Here is a 16,110-nt window from a genome sequence, read left to right as displayed (position 1 = left end):
GCTCATGGTCGCCCCGGTCCGCGCTCACGCTGCCGAGCGTGAGCGCGGACCGGTGACGGCCACGGCCGGCAGGCCGCTCGCCCGCACCGCATCCACTCCGGATGTGGTGCGGGCGAGGCTCACCGACTACCACCACAACCCCGTGCAACAGCCTCGGGGACCACGGATCCGCCCCTCCCCCGCCCCGAGACCTGGAGGTCTTCTCGCATGAACAGCAACGACCCTCGGCCTGCCCCGCTGCGCGATGTCGCGCAGAGCCCGGAGGCAACCGCCCGCTACCTCGCCGACATCCAGCGCGTCCTGCTGGACATCGGCGCGAACCTGGAGATCCTGGCGCGCGAGACCCGGGTCCACTGCCGTGGTACCAGCGTCGAGGGCGACCGCTGGTACCACGCCCAGCTGCGCGCCCGGCCTGTGGAGAAGGCCCTCAAGGACGTCCTCAAGAGCCTCAATTCCCTGACCGAAGGGCTGGAGAAGAGCGCCTATAAGCGCCGCGCCCATGACGAGACGGTGGTGAATACGGCACGGACCCGGAAGGAAAAGGAGTTGGAAGCGGCCCGGAAGAAGCACCCGCAGCCGATCCAGGCCGCACCGAATTCCGGCGAGGGTGGTGACACCGGGCAGAATTCGGGTTACGGTGGTCCCGCGTCGATTTACGACCTCGGAAAGAAGTCCGCATGAAAACGGCCGGTCGCCCGCTCACCAAGGCGGAGCGCAAGAAATACAACCGGGCGCAGCACGAGCGGAAAATCCGGGAAGACCTCATCGGTAAGCATGGAAATGACCTCGGCACTTTCCTTTTCTGGCTCCGGGTCATGAGCATCCAGGGCACTCAGAAGTTCCGGGAGGGCGACTCCTCGTTCATCCGGGATGTTGCCCTCGCGCTGGAGAACGTCTACCGACGCCACAACGGATAGCCGCACACACACCACACACGAAGGGCCGTCTCCGTCGCGGGGCGGCCCTTCGTTGTGGCCCAACGCGTGCCGCGCGTGACGCGTGCCGCGCGTGGCGTGCGCGCGTGTACGCGAGGCAGTCCCACCCTGTCAAGCCCTCTTGGAGGAGCCGTGTCCGACGACCGCGAGAGCAACGTGGTCCATCTCCCACCGCGGGGAGGTGCCTCCGGGAGCATCCCGGAGGCACCTGATATCGGTGGCTTTTTCTTCACCGACCCCCCCGAGGAACCGCCGGAATCCCCCGCAGAAGTCACCATGGAATTGCCGGTAATTCCGCGCCCTATGGACCCTGAGGCGGCTTTGGCTTCCGAAGGGATTCCTGCCGTACCCGGTGCGGACGATGAATCCGGATCTGATTCCGGTGAATATGTTCAGCGGCGGTCTCTCGCCGAAAGGCTCGGCGACTGGCTTGAATACCGGATCGCCCTGGGGCGTTCCCGTATGGAGAGTGAGGCCCCGTACGCGGAAGCGGAAATTGCCCGCAAGGTCGAGCTCCTGAATGCGAAAACGTCCCGGGAAGTCGCACTCTTGGAGCAGCAGAACAAACTGCGTGAGGCCCAGACGAAGGCACGGGCCGACCGGGCGGGGGCCCGAAGTGGGACCGGCAGCGGCAGTGGCGGCGGGAAGCCGTCGTCCGGCCTCGGGTCGGACAAGGGCCGCGGCAAGACGGCCCCCGGCCCGGGCGGGTCCGGCCGTGGGCCGGGCAGCGGTTCCCGGGGCAGGGACAGCGGTAGTAAGTCCGGGGCCACCAACCCCTCCAAGAACCCCGGGAAGGGGCCTGATCGCTCCGCTGGCGGCCGCCATGGGGCGGGCGGGGGAAAGGAGTCGGGGGCCGGTCCGAAGGGCCGCCAGAACACCTCTGGCAGCTCTGGCGGCCCGGGGAAAGGCGGATCGAGGAAGGAGGGCGGCGGTAAGGAGCGGAAGCACAGCTCCGGTCCCTCGTCCGAGCGCCCGAACCGCCGTCAGGAAAAGGCCGCCGCACGCCAGCAGCGGCACAGCGCCGCTCATGCCGCCGGCCTGGAAGACCGGTCCAAGGACCGGGACCAGGCTCGCGCCCGCCAGCAGAAGGAATGGAAGGACCGCCGGGCGGAGAAGGCGGAGCGGGACGCGGCGAGGAAGGCGAAGAAGACGGAGCGGGGCGCGGCGAGGAAGGCGAAGCGGGACGCCGCGGCGTCGGCTGACGGCCCGGGCCGCACCACATTGGGCGGGGCCGTTTCGGAGGAGGCCCAGCGGCGTTGGGACAAGCGCCGCGCCGACGCGAAGAACGACAAGGCCGGTGCGGAGAAGGTGAGCCTGACCAAGGACAAGGGCACCGCCGGCAAGGGAAGAAAGGACACCGAGGAAGGACCTGACGGCGCGTCCAACGCGGAGACATCCACCCCGCCGACCGACGAGCCGGGCAAGGAGTCCAAGGCCGGTGACAAGCCGTCTGACGGCGCGGAGAAGAAGAACCGCCGGTTCCGGCGACGCACCCGCGGGTCGGACCGGGCCGGACGGCGGGGCCGCACGGGGCGCACCGGGTGCGCGGGTCGTGCCGGGCGCGCGGGTCGTGCCGGGCGGCGCGGACCAGGTCGGCCGTCGGACAGCCCGTTCGGACCGCCGCCCACCCCGACGGTGGAGTGGCCCGACCACTCCGCCCGCCCGCCGAAGTCCACCGACAAGGCCGAGGACGACATCGTCGACGCGGACATCGTCCCCGACGCCCCCGCAGCGATGACGACCGGCGTCAAGGGCCTGCCGCCCGCACCGGATCCGCACAGTGCACGGCCCGGCACCAGCCGACCCACCAGCACAGAAGGGAGCAGCGTGAGCAGCGCATCGGTCAGTAAGCCGTCCGGGCAGGACAACTTGGCTGCCCAGCACCGCGCCAACACCACGTTCGACGAGTACCTGGTGGATATTGCGAACATCGCAGTGGCCGCCGCTGCGGACCGGGAGCACGCCGAGGACCTCGCCCAGGCACTGGGCAAGGTCGCCGATGCCTTGCGGGACATGGCCGCCGACCTTGTCGGCGACCACAACATCGACACCCAGGTCACCAACCTTGTCTCCGACCTCGCGGACGCGGCCGGGCGCATGAAGCTCCAGGCCGAAAGGGCCGCGCAGACCTGCGAGGTCGCCGCCGAGGCGGCACAGCTCGCCGCGATCGGAGTCGCACGCGTCTACGGCGAGGACATGCGGGCCAAGGAAGAAGGCGGAGCCGCCCACGCCTCCTCCGCCGCCCATCACTAGAAGAAAGGCCTGTTCATGAGCAGCGACCTCGTTCCCCGCCCGGCCGCCGCGGCGGCGCCGGCCGACGGCGACAACCGGTACAAGAGCGTCCAGGCGAAGCTGAAGAAGCTCGCCGGGGCGATGGACGGCGCCGTGGACGAGCTGAGCGCCCTGCAACGCGGGATGCGCGCCAATGCCGACCGGGCCGAAGCCCTGGCCGGTCACATCGCTCACGCCGAGCTCGACACGAAGTTCGTGGAGCTGACGAGCACGGTGTCCGTCGCCCTGGGCGGCGCCGCCATCGAAGTCCGCAAGCTCACCGAGACGGCCCGGAACGTCGCCGGGACCGCCCATGATGCCCAGCGCACCCACTCCCAGCTCTACGGGCCCCTGGACGACGTCCGCTCCAGCCGCCGCGAACGCACCCCCAAGCCGGGCTTCTTCGCCCGCTGACCCACAGCTGTGTTCACACCCACCCGGAAGGGCGGCCCCGCACATGCGGAGCCGCCCTTTTGGGTGCCCTGCCGTCCCGTCCCGAAGGAGCCAGTCCGGTGTCCGTCCCGCGCAGCGTCGCCCTCGAACGATTCGCCTACACCCTGGCCGCGCCCGTTCTGGCTGCGGCCCCGAACATCTCCCCCGATGGCACGGTCAACGCGAGCGTCCTTCTGGCCGGAGCGGCCGGAGTGGGCGGCATGGTGCTCGCCCTCAAGTCCGATGAGGGCACCGGCCGCAAGCTGGTCCGCCTCTCCCCGCTCGTAGTCGGGGCGGCGATCGACGCCGCGGCGATGTACACCACCAGCTGGGGCTGGGACGCCGTCCTTGCCGCCGCGTGGGCTGCGGCAGGCTGGTGCGTGCTGCCGCTCTCCCGCAGCGCGCGCCGCCACCACCGACCCGCCCTCGCCCCCGCCCCGCAGCCGGCCCGCCCCACACCCGCCGCTGTGCCGGCCGTCGTAGACGACGGTGCGGACGCGTTCACGCGGGATGTGCGGCTGCTGTGGGAGCGGGCGGGAGCACCTGGCCGCACGATCGTTGTGCATGCCGACCGGCACCCCGGTACCCGGCACGACCTGACGATGCTGCTGCGGGCCGCCGAAGCGGGCCGTCCCATCACCGGACTGACCGAGGCCGCCGTCGCGGCCGCGTTCGGGGTCGACGACGCGCAGGATGTCGTGCGTTTCGCACCGGTGGTGCAGCAGCCCGGCCGGCAGGGCGGGCCCGGCTGGCTGGAGGTCCGACTGACCCCGGACGAGGCGGTCCGCCGCCGCAAGGCCCCCACCGAGCACGAGTGGTGGGCCGACCGGATCGGCAGTGACAACGGCCCCATCCCCGGATCGGTGTTCGCCAAGCAGGTCCGTGACAAGCAGCGCAGGGTCACCCACTACATCGCCCAGGTCCCCGACGAGCTGGGCGAGCCCCGCGTCAACCTGCACGCACTGGCAGCAGCGCTGAAGACCAAGTACGACGAGGGCCGCCTGTTCGTGACCGTCGACGGCAACCAGGTCCTGGTCTCCCTGTGGGACAGCTCGCCGCTCGCCCAGGTCTTCCCCGCCACGAGGGAGCTCCTCACCCCGGACAAGGACGGCCGGTGGGTGACCGGCTACCTCGGCAACGGCCAGCCCGCCCGCAACCGGGTCTACACCGACCGGGGCGCCGCCCACGGCCTGTTCGTCGCCCCGTCCGGCGGCGGCAAGACCCAGCTGATGGCCCTGCACATCGCGGCTGATGCCCTGTTCGGGGCCGTGGTCATGCTGGCCACCGAGGCGCCGGACGAGAAGACCGCCGCGCTGGGCGAGCACACCGCCCGCTACGGCGTCGGCGCGCTCTACATGATCCGGCTCCTGCGGGTCATGGTCGCGCTGTTGGAGATCCGCGGCGAGATGGCGTGGGAGGACGGGAAGGTCCACGAGTGGGACCCGACCCGGCCCGGCTGCCCCTACCGGATGCTGTCCGCCTACCTGGATGAGTTCCTCTCGGCCGCCCGCAACGGCGACTACGGCACCGAGATCATGGACCTCGCGGAGCTGGTGTCGGTCAAGGGCCGCAAATACGGGGTCGGCCTCAAGGTGGCCGGGCAGTCCGTCTACGTGCAGGACGGGTTCACACAGCTGCTGTGCGAGAACCTGCGCGAGAACTGCATCCCGGTGGTGCTGAAGGTCGCACCGAGGAAGGTCACCGAGATGTTCAAGGCGCTCGGTATCCCGTCCGAGCACATCCCCGACCCCCTCCCCCGCAGCTTCTCCGCCGCAGAGGAGGGCCGGATCGAGCGGGTGATGCGCGGCGAGCCCGAGCCGCCCGCCGACTCCAACACCGGCGGCGCCGGATGGATCATCGAAGGCAAGCAGCCCGACGTCCTGCGCACCCTGTTCATGAACTTCAAGACAGGGATCGACGACTGCTTCCCGGACGTCATCGAGACTCTCACCGACCACGAGATTCAGGAGCTCGAAGCACGGGATCTGTGGTTCGACTGGACCGAGCCGCCCCGCCCCGGAGAGTTCGGCCCCGAGCCCGACGACGAGGACGATGACGGGGGCTACACGCCCAAGGCGAAGGGGAAGCGCGACGGGGGCTCGAAGAGCGCCCGAGGCCGGGACACGGTCGCTTCCACCCGTCAGGCCCTGGAAGCAATCAAGAAGCTCACCAACGCCTAACACCCTCTCCCCGCTGCATGATGCCGAAGGGCGCCGCCGGACACCATCCCGGCGGCGCCCTTCGGCGTACACCGCCTGGAGCCCCGATGCCCCACACCACACCCACCCCAGCCATAGACCACCCCACCCCGAACACCCAGACCGCCGCATCCCCCACGCCGCCGGCGGAACTGACCCTCGAAGAACGCCTCACGCTCGTCAACACCCTGATGACCGTGCGCCTGGACGAAGCGGCCGTCGCCTACGAGGTCAACACCGCACACATCGAGACCGAGCCCGTCGACCTGGCCAACGTTCCCACCGTCCCCTTGACCCCGATACTCCAGCCGCCACCGCAGTGGTCCCCGACACCGGTCGCCGCCGTTCTGCAGCGGGCGCACCAACGGCTGCTCACCGGCGGCTGGTGTTCTGGCGCCTTGGTCGACGAGGACGGGGCCCACTGCATGCTCGGAGCCATCCGCATCGAGGCCCATGGCAACAAGGGCCTGGAAGCCGACGCCGCCGCCGTACTCCTGGACACCATCCGCCGCCGGTTCGGCGACGTCGAGTCCGTGCCGGCCTTCAACGACTCCCACGGCGGCGGCCGCATCCCCATGCGAATGCTCGACCACGCCACAGGCGTCGCCGCGAACCGCGGCCTCTAACACCTTCTCCGGGTCCCCTGCCTCGCGTCCGATCCCCGCACGCCCCGGGGACGGACGCGGGCCAGGCCGCCCGGCCGGAACACCCACCCGCCCACCGATCTCCAACGAAGGAGCTGCAACGCCCATGCGCAACGACACCAACGGTCAGCACCGCCCGAACGGCACCCTCGACCGGCCCGAACTGCCCCCCGTAGAAGACCAGGACCGATCGCGCCTGGCATGGCTGCGCACCACGTGGCAGGGCGCCTGGGAGGAGGGCGGCTTCCTCTACCAGAGGTGGGACGAGCTGTTCCGGGCCCGGCACGCCGGGTGGCACGAGATCGCCTCATGGATCAAGGCAGCAGGCCTGCTGGTCGGAGTCTGCGTTGTCGTCATCCTGGCCGACACGGCCGGCGGCATCATCGACGCCGCATTCAAGAGGCTCGCCGCCGCCCTGTCCTTGGACACTGTCGACGGAACCAGCCTGTGGGGCACGGTCGACCACCCGGTCCGGGACTTCCTCAGCCAGCAGGCAGCCCACCTGTCCGTCGCCCCGGCCGCCCTCTACGCCTTCTGGCAGCTCACCGGGGTACTCGGGCTGATCGGCGGGTTCCTCGGCAACGCCGGAGCACGCATCGCCTGGGCATTGTTCGGCTGCGGCAGCCTCGCGATGGTCTGGTCCGCATCCCCTCCGGGAGGCCGTGCCGCCGCCACCGGACTGGCCGCCCTCATGTGGGCGCTGGCCAGCATCCTCGCCCTGCGCGGACTATGCCTGCGGCCCATCGTGCACAACCACCCACCGCAGTTCCCCACCCAGTTCAGCCCCGCGCTCCACATCCACGCCACCCTCCCCGCACCGTCTGCCGCGGAGGTCCCGGACACGCACCCGCTCCACAAGCGCTGACCCGTCGCCCTGCCTGACTCTCGCCCGCCCCACACGGGCGAGAGCCGGACAGGCCGCCCGGCCACCCGCCACCCGCCACGCCCCACCCGCCATCGACCTGTTGGCTCATCCCCCGCCCGCGCCGCCGCACCGGCAGGCCGCGCCCGCAGCGTCCCGGCCCCCGCTACCCGCAGCGTCCCGCTCGTCTCCCCGGTACATGGAGCCGGTGATGCCGTACCCCGGTGAGGGGCGCCGCGGCGAACTCAAGAGGGTGCCGCGCAGCTCCGCGACGCTCGAGGAGTTCGACCGGCGCGTTTGTCCCGAGGGGCTGGTTCACCCGTAGACAGCTGCGCGAGTGGGGCCTGAGCCCCGGCGGGCACGGCCCGGTCGCGGTCCTACGCTGCAGATACGCAGAGGGAGGCCCATCGTGCGGACTGCTCGATGTGCATGAATGAGAAGGACTCGTGCGGCAAGATCACTTCACTTCGATCTTGCCGCAACCATCGTCTCGAATTGGTCACCCAATAGGAGTAAGGGGGCGTGCGCCCCGCGTGAATCAGAGAGTGCGCAAAGATTGGGCGTGTTGTGCTGCCCGTGTTACCAAGCCGCAGCCGAGCGACCACCGGCTCTGGGGTCGGCGAAGCCCCTTCAGCGGGTGGCGTCCGTACCTCTTCTTCCAGGCCGCGGTGGCATCCTGCTTGTCAGGTTGCGCCAGTACCAGCACTCCGTCCGGCGTGGAGAGCTCCGAGCCGGGGACAGCGGCACCGGTCCACCCGGGATAGCTGGCTCTCCTCATTCGGGTGGTCATCTCCCGAAAAAACGGTTCGGCACAAATCTTGCCCGTCAAGATCGCCCGTATGACTATCCGTTGCTGGGCCGCTGCCGCGGCCGCCATCTTTTCCGTCACAGTCCTGACAGGGTCCGCCCAAGCCGCACCCACCGCCGCCCCCGTCCCCTCCGGGCCCGTTGTCATCACCAACGACGCCCACACCAACTACCTGGTCCCTGACGACACGGTCGGCAACGCCGGTACCTTCCTTCAGGTCTACTACCGGCAAGACCATCCCTTCCCGCGCACATTCCAGTTCGAGCAGGTGAACGGGCGTCCAGGAATCTTCCACTGGAAGAGCGCCCGAACCGGGAACTGCGCCGATGCCAGGGCCGGAGAACCGGGAGGCTCGGTGTACCTGGCTGCGTGCACGACGAACAAGTCCCAATGGTGGATGCTCAGGTCCACCGACGAGAGCCCTGCACGGTGGGTTCTGTCGCCCTTCCTGAACGAGGACGTTGCTGTCACCGGCTTGTTCGGGGACGACAACTACGCACCGCTGCGTGAACTGCCCAACCCCAACTCTCCGACTGCTTCGCAGATGTGGCACTTCACCCGGCAGTGATTGCGTTGTCCTTCGGTGCTGCCTTCAGCGCAGGGCTCCGTCCCGCCCCACGGCAGGGCCCTGCGCGGGAAGCTGGTGGCGGAGCGGCACGGTGAGCGGCTGCCGGATGTGGGCCGCCGGCGGCCCGTGGGAATGGGTCCTGACCTCGAGGTTTCGTGACGGTCCACCGGCAGAGTCGGTGGACCGATTTCGTGCCGAGGCTGCACAGGCCAAGGGCCCGATTGTCGTCCCGAGGTGGCAAGCCCTGGCGCCAGCCGAGGCGGTCCCCTTCGCCACGTAGCTGAGTCGCAGAAGCGACGAGGCCGCAGTTGCGGCAGGCACACCACGGGCCCGCAAGTTCGGTGAGGCGTTTTCTCCGGAAGCTCCGCTGAAGCACGAACCGGATCACGGACGTCGCGAAGACGGGCCATCGTCCTTCACCACGCCTCGACGTGAGGCCGGAAAGACCTCACTGCCAGAGCGCCGCCTCTGGTGGGTAGGTACGACCCGATAGGCTCTCCCATCCGGCGATTGCCCCTTGGTTTCCAGCCGGCACGACGCTGAACAAGTCCCGTCGTGCTGGTCGGGAGCACTCTCCGTTTTTGTGATCAGGTATCAGGCACCCACCTCACGAATGCACGAGGCACTGAGCGCAGATGAACGACCAGGAGTGGAAAATAGCCCCGGACTCGTTACCGGAAGCAGGCAGTGCTACTCAGTTCAAGTCCACAATGCACCTGTCGGCTCGCCAGATCACGAGTTCGAAGTATCCGTTCCGAGAGTGGGAACACGGACCGCTCTCGCACCTCACGGGTCTCGCCATACCGCGCCCGGCGGCCGACCACGGATTCAGATTCTCGGCGACCGGGCACCTCTTCGACGGCCTGCTGTCCGCGAAGGTGTACTGCGACTCCTTGACCGGGGTCTCCGGGAACGACAGGGACCAGGACCCGGTCGTCGCCCATCTGGTGACCTCGGGCCGGATCACCTACGCGAGGAAGAACGAGCACAGCTCCGCCACATCGGGCCAGATCCTCATCCGTGACACGGGTCCCTCCTGGAGCTTCTGCTGCGAACCGGCCACCCGCGTGCGCGCCGTGACCATCCCTCGGAGCGCAGTACTGCCACGCATCGGGTCACTCACGTCACTCAATCGGGCATACATCGCGGACGTGACGGCCCCGGAGGTCAGATTCCTCGCCAACTTCCTGGCAGCGGTCGACAGAAGCAGTAGGTATCTGAACCGTTCGGCCACCGCGCAGGAGATCGCACTGGACACCTGCGCGACCCTGTTGTCAGGAATTCTTCGCAGCCGCTCAGAACAGGGTGCTGAAATTCCGGGTATGGCCAGGGTGAGAGCGGCGAAGAATGTCATCGAGACACATATAGATCGGCACGACCTGACGCCCGCCATGGTCGCCCGGCTGGTCGGGATACCCCTGCGTACGTTGCACCGGTCTTTCTCTGAATCGGATGAATCCATCATGGCTTTCATCCGAGGAGAGCGTCTACGACGGGCCCATGCCGAACTGAGGGAACGGGGCAGTGCGGTCACGGTTTCAGAGGTTGCCGCACGCTGGCAATTCTCGGACGCGAGCCACTTTATCAAGCACTTTAAATCAGCCTACGGGACCACTCCCGCCGCCTATGTCAAGAGCAGGCGGGACAGCTCTTAGACCATGTAGGACACGGTTTTAGGCGCTCGCGTTCTATGGGGAGGCGCCACCGTTCTATGCCACGACTGCGGAGTCGGAGAGGATTCCGGCGGACCTGACCATCACGGTCTCGCCTCCACCGCCCGCCCGCTGAACAGCGGTACATCAACTGGACCAAGGAACTTCACATGAGACCACGCACCGTCAGGACATCGTTACGAGCTGTGGCAGCTTCCGCCTGCGTCGTCATGGCGGTAATCGCCACGACGACCGATGCCTCGGCCGCGAAGTTCGAGCGGCAGGGGGACGGCACCACCACCACATGCAGGGCATTCAAGCTCTGTATCTACGAGGACACGTCGTTCGCGTCCACGATGTACGGCTACGACGTCGACACGTACGCGCCGTCACTCAACCTCGGAGGCGGCTTCAGCGACCCGATGAACGACCAGACGTCGTCGATCATCAACAACTCCAGCCAGTCGTACTGCTTCTACGAGAACAGCTACTACACGGGCCGCAAGCACATCGTCGGGTTCGGGAGGCTTTTCCCTAATCTCAAGGAGATAGGGATGAACGACATCATCACCTCCTGGCATCCGGGCCAGTGTGTTTAGCCCGCACAGCTGGCAGAAGGATGAGCCGCCGGCCGCCCACCCCCGGTTTCGTTTCCACAGGAAGGCGTCCGACATGTCTGCACTTCACAAGGTAATGACTCGAATGGTGGCAGTGACCGCATCCGCGGTCGCGGTGACGGCAGCACTTCCCGCGCCGGCGTCCGCGGATGTCATAGCTGTCTTTCGAACCGGGGACGGCACTCTCACCACGTGCAGCGACGCAACCCTGTGCGTGTACGAACACACTTCGTTCCAGGGGGAGATGTTCGGAATCCGCGGCAACGGAGACATCCCCAAATTCTACGCACCGTCGCAGAGGGAGAACCCGAACGACAAGGCGTCCTCCGTCGTCAGCAATTCGTCGCTCTCGTACTGCTTCTTCGACGGCACCAACTACACCGGCGCGAAGTTCCTTGTCGGCTTCAACAAGCTCTACCCGAACCTCAACTCCGCGGGCTTCGGGGACAAGGTCTCATCGTGGAAGGTCGGTGCCTGCTGAATCCCGTCCCGCACATGGGGCCCGCGCCCGGTGCCTGCCGCAGAAGTCGCGAACAACCTGGTGGTGGAGTAGTGAAGCGTTGTCGTCCCTCTAGTCCGCGGAAGATGAAGTCCGCTCCCCCGACGACTCGAGTGATGGTGTCTCTGGGACTGGCCGCCACCGCACTGGTCGGTTGCGGTTCTCCGGATACGGGCGATCCGCCCCGCCCGCCCGGCGCGGCAAAGGTGGATTCCACCCAACGGATGGTGCGTCTCCTCGAAGCCGCCCTCCCGTCGGGAACGGTTTCCGAGCAGCGCGGGCAGGGAACCGAGAAGAGTCCCGCCTCGCCTCCTTCCGCGGCCCTGTCCTTCGAGAAGGACGGGCGAAGATCAGAAGTCGACGTGACCCTGTACCGATGGGCCGCCCCCATCCCGCAATTCACACTCCGGTGCCCCGACACGGCCTACTCGCCCTACAGCCAATGCACCGAGAGCAAGTTGTCCGGCGGAGCGGTCCTCGTGCTCGACCAGTCACCCGAAAACAACTCCGATCCGTCCGGAGCCGTGGTGTTCACCGCGCGACTGACGTACAAGGACGGCAAGCAGGTCGTGGTCCGGCAGTCCGGTGTCCGGCCCGCCGGTGCAGCCGCTTCGGTTGGCGCCCCAAGCCCCCTGACCCGCAAACACCTCTCCACCATCGCGGCATCAGACGGGTGGAAAGCGGTGCTCTCGAGGATGCCGGAGCCGCCGGCCGAGCCCCGGACCAGCGCAGACGCGATGACGGGCACACAGATGGCCGCGACAATCGCGTCGTTGGCACCTTCGAACCTGCACGTGTCCGAGCAGGGCAGTTCAGACGGGTTTGGGCACGCGGTGGTGAATGACGGCCACGGCAAATCCCTGGTGGGCGTGAACGTCCAACAGTGGGATCGTGACGACCCCCGCATGCGGGAGGTATTCGGAACAGCGGAGACGCTGGCTGACGGAACCCGTGTCAGGGTTGACAAGAGTCCTTCCCCTTACGGTGGGAGTGGCGCCGTAGTATGGACCGTCGACACCTTCCATACGGACGGGTTCCGTGTGGTCGTCCAAGCACTCAACGCCAGGGCCTTCAAGCTGCCCGCGAGTCGCGACAAGCCGGCACTCGGAATCCCGCAGCTGAGGGACATGGCCCTCTCCGGGGCGTGGCGCCGCACCGACGGGTGAGCGGCCCGGGCCGTGAGGGGCGATCACTGAGCGTTTTCAGCGTTGCCTCTCCAGGGTGAAACGGCTACACCGTGGAGGAGGCACTCGCCCTCCCCGCGAAGTGGGAAGCTGACGCAGCGGAGGGCACCCAGCAAGCCCAGATCGAGCACCATGCCGCCGAGACAGAGCTGCGCGCCGAGCTCCGCGAACAGCCCGCCCGCATCGACGCCGCTGCCCAGGACGCCGAGTACTACGCCCGACTCTCCCCCCGCGGCGCTCCGAGCGCCGCGTAGCCCGCATGCTGCTCGACGCCACCCCGGCCGACGAGGGCGTCCAAATCGAAGCCGTTCCCCTGGCCACCATCCAGGACAAGCTGTCGAGCGGCCGGACCACCGCGACCGAGCTGCGCATGGCCGCGCTCGGCCTCATCCAGGGCGGCTACTGCCCCTGACACACAAACTGGACAACGCAGGGCGGCCCCCACACCGGGTTGCCGCCCTCCGCCACCTCCAGATCCACCGTCAGCCCCACCGCCACCACCACCGCCGCCGCCCGCCGGCTCTACCTTGAGGCTCCCTGCGGATCCGCCCTCCGACCGCGCCTGTCCCGGGACCGACGGCTGCGCCACCACCGGCCGATCCGGCGCCGGCTCAACGTCTTCAACGCACGCTGGAGGTCCGCGATGTGCTCACCTTGCGCCGCCAACTGCTCCGCCGGTGCAGCGCTTCGGCCTGGGTCAGGAGCCGACCGTGCTCGGCCTCGACCACGGCGAGGGCGTGCTTGGGCTCTTGGCTGTGTCACATTCCGGGGAGGAGGTGCACTGGACTGAGTCCGACCCGCCCGGCTCCAGCCCCGTGCCGCCGCACCTTGCCGGCACCAGAGCGGTGTGCCGGTCTCCGTCGGGCGTGGCGGTTCGTGGCTGTCCCGTGGGGCAGCTGAATGGGGTGGTGCCTCCGTCCGAAGAAGACCTGGGACACTTGAGGGCTCGCAAGGCGTCGATTTTATGGAGGCTGCTGTGGCGGTTGATCGGTTCGGGCTGGCTTATGTGCTGGCCGCGGCGGAGACTACCGCGCCCGTGGACTCCGTCGACGTTGTCGCACGTAATCTGCGGGACCGGTTCGGAGCGCGATAGGCGCCGTTCATGTCTGCTCTAGGGCCGCCACGCCGTTCTCGAAGGCGCTGACGGCCGCCGGCAGCTTGCCGTAGAGAGCGGGCCGGACAACTTCCAGCATCGCGTAGTTGATCGCCAGTGCAGCGCTGGCGGCGTCAGTGTCGGTGAGGGATAGGGTGCGGCCCGCGAGAGGGCCGCCCAGGGGGTCTTCGCTCAGGCTTGAGGGCCCCGCGAGTGGCGAGCGCACCTACCGCAACCCATCCCGTGCCGTCCAGAAGGTCGGGCAGAGGTTGAGCAGTTCTCCACGACCGTAGCCGAAATGCGGTCAGCGCTGAGAGTGATGACCGTCGGACTCGATTTCCACCGGTACTTCCGTTTAAAGCGCTCCGCCACGACGGCCGCAGGTACACCAACCAGCGCAGCGAGTTCCACGACCGTGGCGGCACAAGCCTCCCACCGGCCCCGTGGGCAAGCCCGGGCTGTGGCTGAAAGGCGGGCGCGAAAACTGCGACGGGCTCTGGCGACGGTGCCGCTGCCGCGGGCGGCCGGCTGGTCTGGCCGCCGACCTGACCTGCTGGCTTCGCCCAGCACGCACACGTCGCCTCAGCGGATCCTGTGCCACCACCTAAGGCCGGGCAAGGACCAGCACGTTTCCGTACCCGGCTGGCCCTATTCGGTGATCTGCGCGATCCACGCCGCTACGGAACCGCCGCGCCGACTACCAGCCGGCAGCAAGGGTGACTCCGGCTGGCCATGGCGATCCTGCAGATGCCACCAGGCCGACTGGCGCGCTTCCTGTTGCCTCGTCGAAGGTGACCGTACCGCCGTGGAACATGGCGCCGGTGAACTTCATCGTGCTGGTGAAGAGCGCCGCGCGGGTGAAGGCGACCGTGCCGCCAGAAAACACTGTCAGGATGAAGTCGACCGTGCCGTTGGAGAATATAGCTTCGGTGTAGTCGACCGTGCTGCCCGAGAACGTGGCTTGGGTGTAGTCGATCTTGCTACCTGAGAACGTGGCGTCGGTGTAGTTGACCGTACCGGCGGAAAATGTGGCCTCGGTGAAGTCAACGGTGCCAGCGGAGAACGCAAATCGAGTGAAGGTGACCGTGCTGCCTGAGAACTTGGCCCGGTTGAAGTCGAGTGTGCCGGCGGACAGCACGGTCTCGGTGAAGTCGATCGTGCTGCCGGAGAACACGGCGGAAATGAAGTCGACTGTGCCGCCTGAGATCGTGGAGGAGGAGAAGCCGACTGTGCCGCCGAGGAACTTCGTCCTACTGAAGGGGACCTGCCCGCCGGAGACCGTCGCGGAAGAGAAGTCGATCACGCCGCCGGAGACCGTCGCGGAAGAGAAGTCGATCACGCCGCCGGAGACCGTCGCGGAGGGAAAGCCGATCTCCCCGCCTGAGACCGTCGTTCCGGTGAAGTAGACCTCCCCACCTGAGAAGGTTGCTCCGGTGAAGTAGACCTCCCCACCTGAGAAGGAGGTTCCGGTGAAGTAGACCTCCCCGCCTGAGAACTCGGCGCTCCTGAAGTTGATTTCGCCGCCGGAGAAGGTGGCCTCGATGAAGAAGACCTGTCCGCCAGAAAACGTGGCGTCGTCGAAGGTGAGTACTCCGCTCGAGAAAGTTGCACCAGTGAAGGTGACTGCTCCGCCGGAGAACGTGGCCTTTGACAGATCGCCGCCATCGAACACTGCATTGGAGAAGTCGAAGTCGTACCTCTGCCAACTGTGTGGGTGCTCCTGCGGCAGTCGGAGGTGGTCTCGTATGAGCCGTAGGACGGTGTGGCGGGCCTCGCGTAGGGCGAGATAGCTGTGCCTGGCCCCCGCGTCTCCTGTCGGGAGGTCAGCCTCAGCGGTGTAGGGGAGGCGGAGGAAGGCGCACAGGACGTCGATGCAGGTTTGGCGAAGCTGACGGGTGGGGGCGTCGTCGGCCAGGCCCGCGAGGGCGTGTACTCCGCCGAGGCGGACTGTGGGTGATTCGTCGCCGAGCTGGGATACGGCGTTCGTGAAGCGTTCGTTGTGCAGGCGGGTTGTGTCGCGCAGGGCGGCATCCTCGTCGACACGTTGACGGCGGTACGCGACGACCAACGCAACCAGGGCGCCGGCCCCGGCGACTACGCCGAATGACAACTTCACCAGGTCGAAGAGCGTCTTGGAATCGATTTTCTGTTGCTTCTTCAGTCCCCGGGCTCCGAGGAGGTCCCAGCCGGTGTAGAAGACGAATCCGGCGACTAGAAGAGCGCTGGCGAAGGCGAGCAACAGGACTATGCCGACGTTCCAGAGGCGAAGGCCACGCCGCTCAGCCTGAAGGGCGGGAATCTGAGGACTCATATCCGACAGGACTGATCATTCACCGGGCTGGTTGCA

General features: G+C 67.8%; 15 protein-coding genes and 1 pseudogene. 15 read left to right on the top strand and 1 reads right to left on the bottom strand.

The features are described 5' to 3' along the window. Nucleotides 1-207: 207 nt before the first annotated feature. The 15 genes and pseudogenes from OG927_RS34305 to OG927_RS34235 form a co-directional block, all read left to right on the top strand. Nucleotides 208-681 carry a hypothetical protein gene (locus tag OG927_RS34305; protein WP_330321445.1) on the top strand — a complete coding sequence of 158 codons (474 nt, stop codon included), beginning with the start codon at nucleotides 208-210 and terminating at the stop codon, nucleotides 679-681. Continuing rightward, complete coding sequence (locus OG927_RS34300) at nucleotides 678-917, top strand: hypothetical protein (protein ID WP_124283600.1); 240 nt, start codon at nucleotides 678-680, stop codon at nucleotides 915-917. The genes OG927_RS34305 and OG927_RS34300 overlap by 4 nt, the downstream gene beginning before the upstream one ends. Nucleotides 918-1,484: 567 nt before the next feature. Continuing rightward, nucleotides 1,485-3,188, top strand: coding sequence for an ATP/GTP-binding protein (locus OG927_RS34295; protein WP_330321444.1), 1,704 nt, complete (start codon nucleotides 1,485-1,487; stop codon nucleotides 3,186-3,188). Between the two features lie 15 nt (nucleotides 3,189-3,203). Next, a complete protein-coding gene (locus OG927_RS34290) occupies nucleotides 3,204-3,620 on the top strand; it encodes a conjugal transfer protein TraB (protein ID WP_124283603.1) in 417 nt (138 codons plus the stop codon). A 98-nt stretch (nucleotides 3,621-3,718) separates the two neighbouring features. Next, nucleotides 3,719-5,818, top strand: a complete 2,100-nt coding sequence (locus tag OG927_RS34285) for a chromosome segregation protein ParM (RefSeq protein ID WP_330321443.1) — start codon at nucleotides 3,719-3,721, stop codon at nucleotides 5,816-5,818. 86 nt (nucleotides 5,819-5,904) lie between these two features. Beyond that, the gene (locus OG927_RS34280; protein WP_124283605.1) at nucleotides 5,905-6,462 is read left to right on the top strand and encodes a DUF6197 family protein; all 558 of its coding nucleotides are present in this window, start codon (nucleotides 5,905-5,907) and stop codon (nucleotides 6,460-6,462) included. 124 nt (nucleotides 6,463-6,586) lie between these two features. After that, nucleotides 6,587-7,345: a hypothetical protein gene (locus tag OG927_RS34275; protein WP_124283606.1), complete on the top strand. Its 759-nt coding sequence runs from the start codon at nucleotides 6,587-6,589 to the stop codon at nucleotides 7,343-7,345. Between the two features lie 836 nt (nucleotides 7,346-8,181). Continuing rightward, nucleotides 8,182-8,718, top strand: a complete 537-nt coding sequence (locus OG927_RS34270) for an RICIN domain-containing protein (protein ID WP_056792794.1) — start codon at nucleotides 8,182-8,184, stop codon at nucleotides 8,716-8,718. A gap of 635 nt (nucleotides 8,719-9,353) precedes the next feature. Then, entirely contained in the window at nucleotides 9,354-10,373 is a 1,020-nt protein-coding gene (locus OG927_RS34265; RefSeq protein ID WP_124283607.1) for a helix-turn-helix transcriptional regulator, read from the top strand. A 167-nt stretch (nucleotides 10,374-10,540) separates the two neighbouring features. Continuing rightward, entirely contained in the window at nucleotides 10,541-10,969 is a 429-nt protein-coding gene (locus OG927_RS34260; RefSeq protein WP_124283608.1) for a peptidase inhibitor family I36 protein, read from the top strand. Nucleotides 10,970-11,042: 73 nt separating this feature from the next. After that, nucleotides 11,043-11,468: a peptidase inhibitor family I36 protein gene (locus OG927_RS34255; RefSeq protein ID WP_330321442.1), complete on the top strand. Its 426-nt coding sequence runs from the start codon at nucleotides 11,043-11,045 to the stop codon at nucleotides 11,466-11,468. Between the two features lie 134 nt (nucleotides 11,469-11,602). Beyond that, nucleotides 11,603-12,652 (top strand): hypothetical protein, encoded by a 1,050-nt coding sequence (locus OG927_RS34250; protein ID WP_124283609.1) that lies wholly within the window; start codon nucleotides 11,603-11,605, stop codon nucleotides 12,650-12,652. 71 nt (nucleotides 12,653-12,723) lie between these two features. Then, on the top strand, nucleotides 12,724-12,924 hold the full coding sequence (locus OG927_RS34245; RefSeq protein WP_124283610.1) for a hypothetical protein: 201 nt from the start codon (nucleotides 12,724-12,726) through the stop codon (nucleotides 12,922-12,924). Nucleotides 12,925-12,929: 5 nt separating this feature from the next. After that, on the top strand, nucleotides 12,930-13,082 hold the full coding sequence (locus tag OG927_RS34240; RefSeq protein WP_164494271.1) for a hypothetical protein: 153 nt from the start codon (nucleotides 12,930-12,932) through the stop codon (nucleotides 13,080-13,082). 1,132 nt (nucleotides 13,083-14,214) lie between these two features. Beyond that, nucleotides 14,215-14,433: pseudogene (locus OG927_RS34235) on the top strand (transposase); the annotation flags it as partial. A 27-nt stretch (nucleotides 14,434-14,460) separates the two neighbouring features. Here OG927_RS34235 and OG927_RS34230 read toward each other — a convergent pair. Next, nucleotides 14,461-16,074, bottom strand: a complete 1,614-nt coding sequence (locus OG927_RS34230) for a pentapeptide repeat-containing protein (RefSeq protein ID WP_124283611.1) — start codon at nucleotides 16,072-16,074, stop codon at nucleotides 14,461-14,463. Nucleotides 16,075-16,110 lie beyond the last annotated feature (36 nt).

It is taken from the genome of Streptomyces clavifer, assembly GCF_036345975.1.
GTDB classification, from domain to species: domain Bacteria; phylum Actinomycetota; class Actinomycetes; order Streptomycetales; family Streptomycetaceae; genus Streptomyces; species Streptomyces clavifer.
This window is presented reverse-complemented; position numbering and strand designations above follow the sequence as displayed.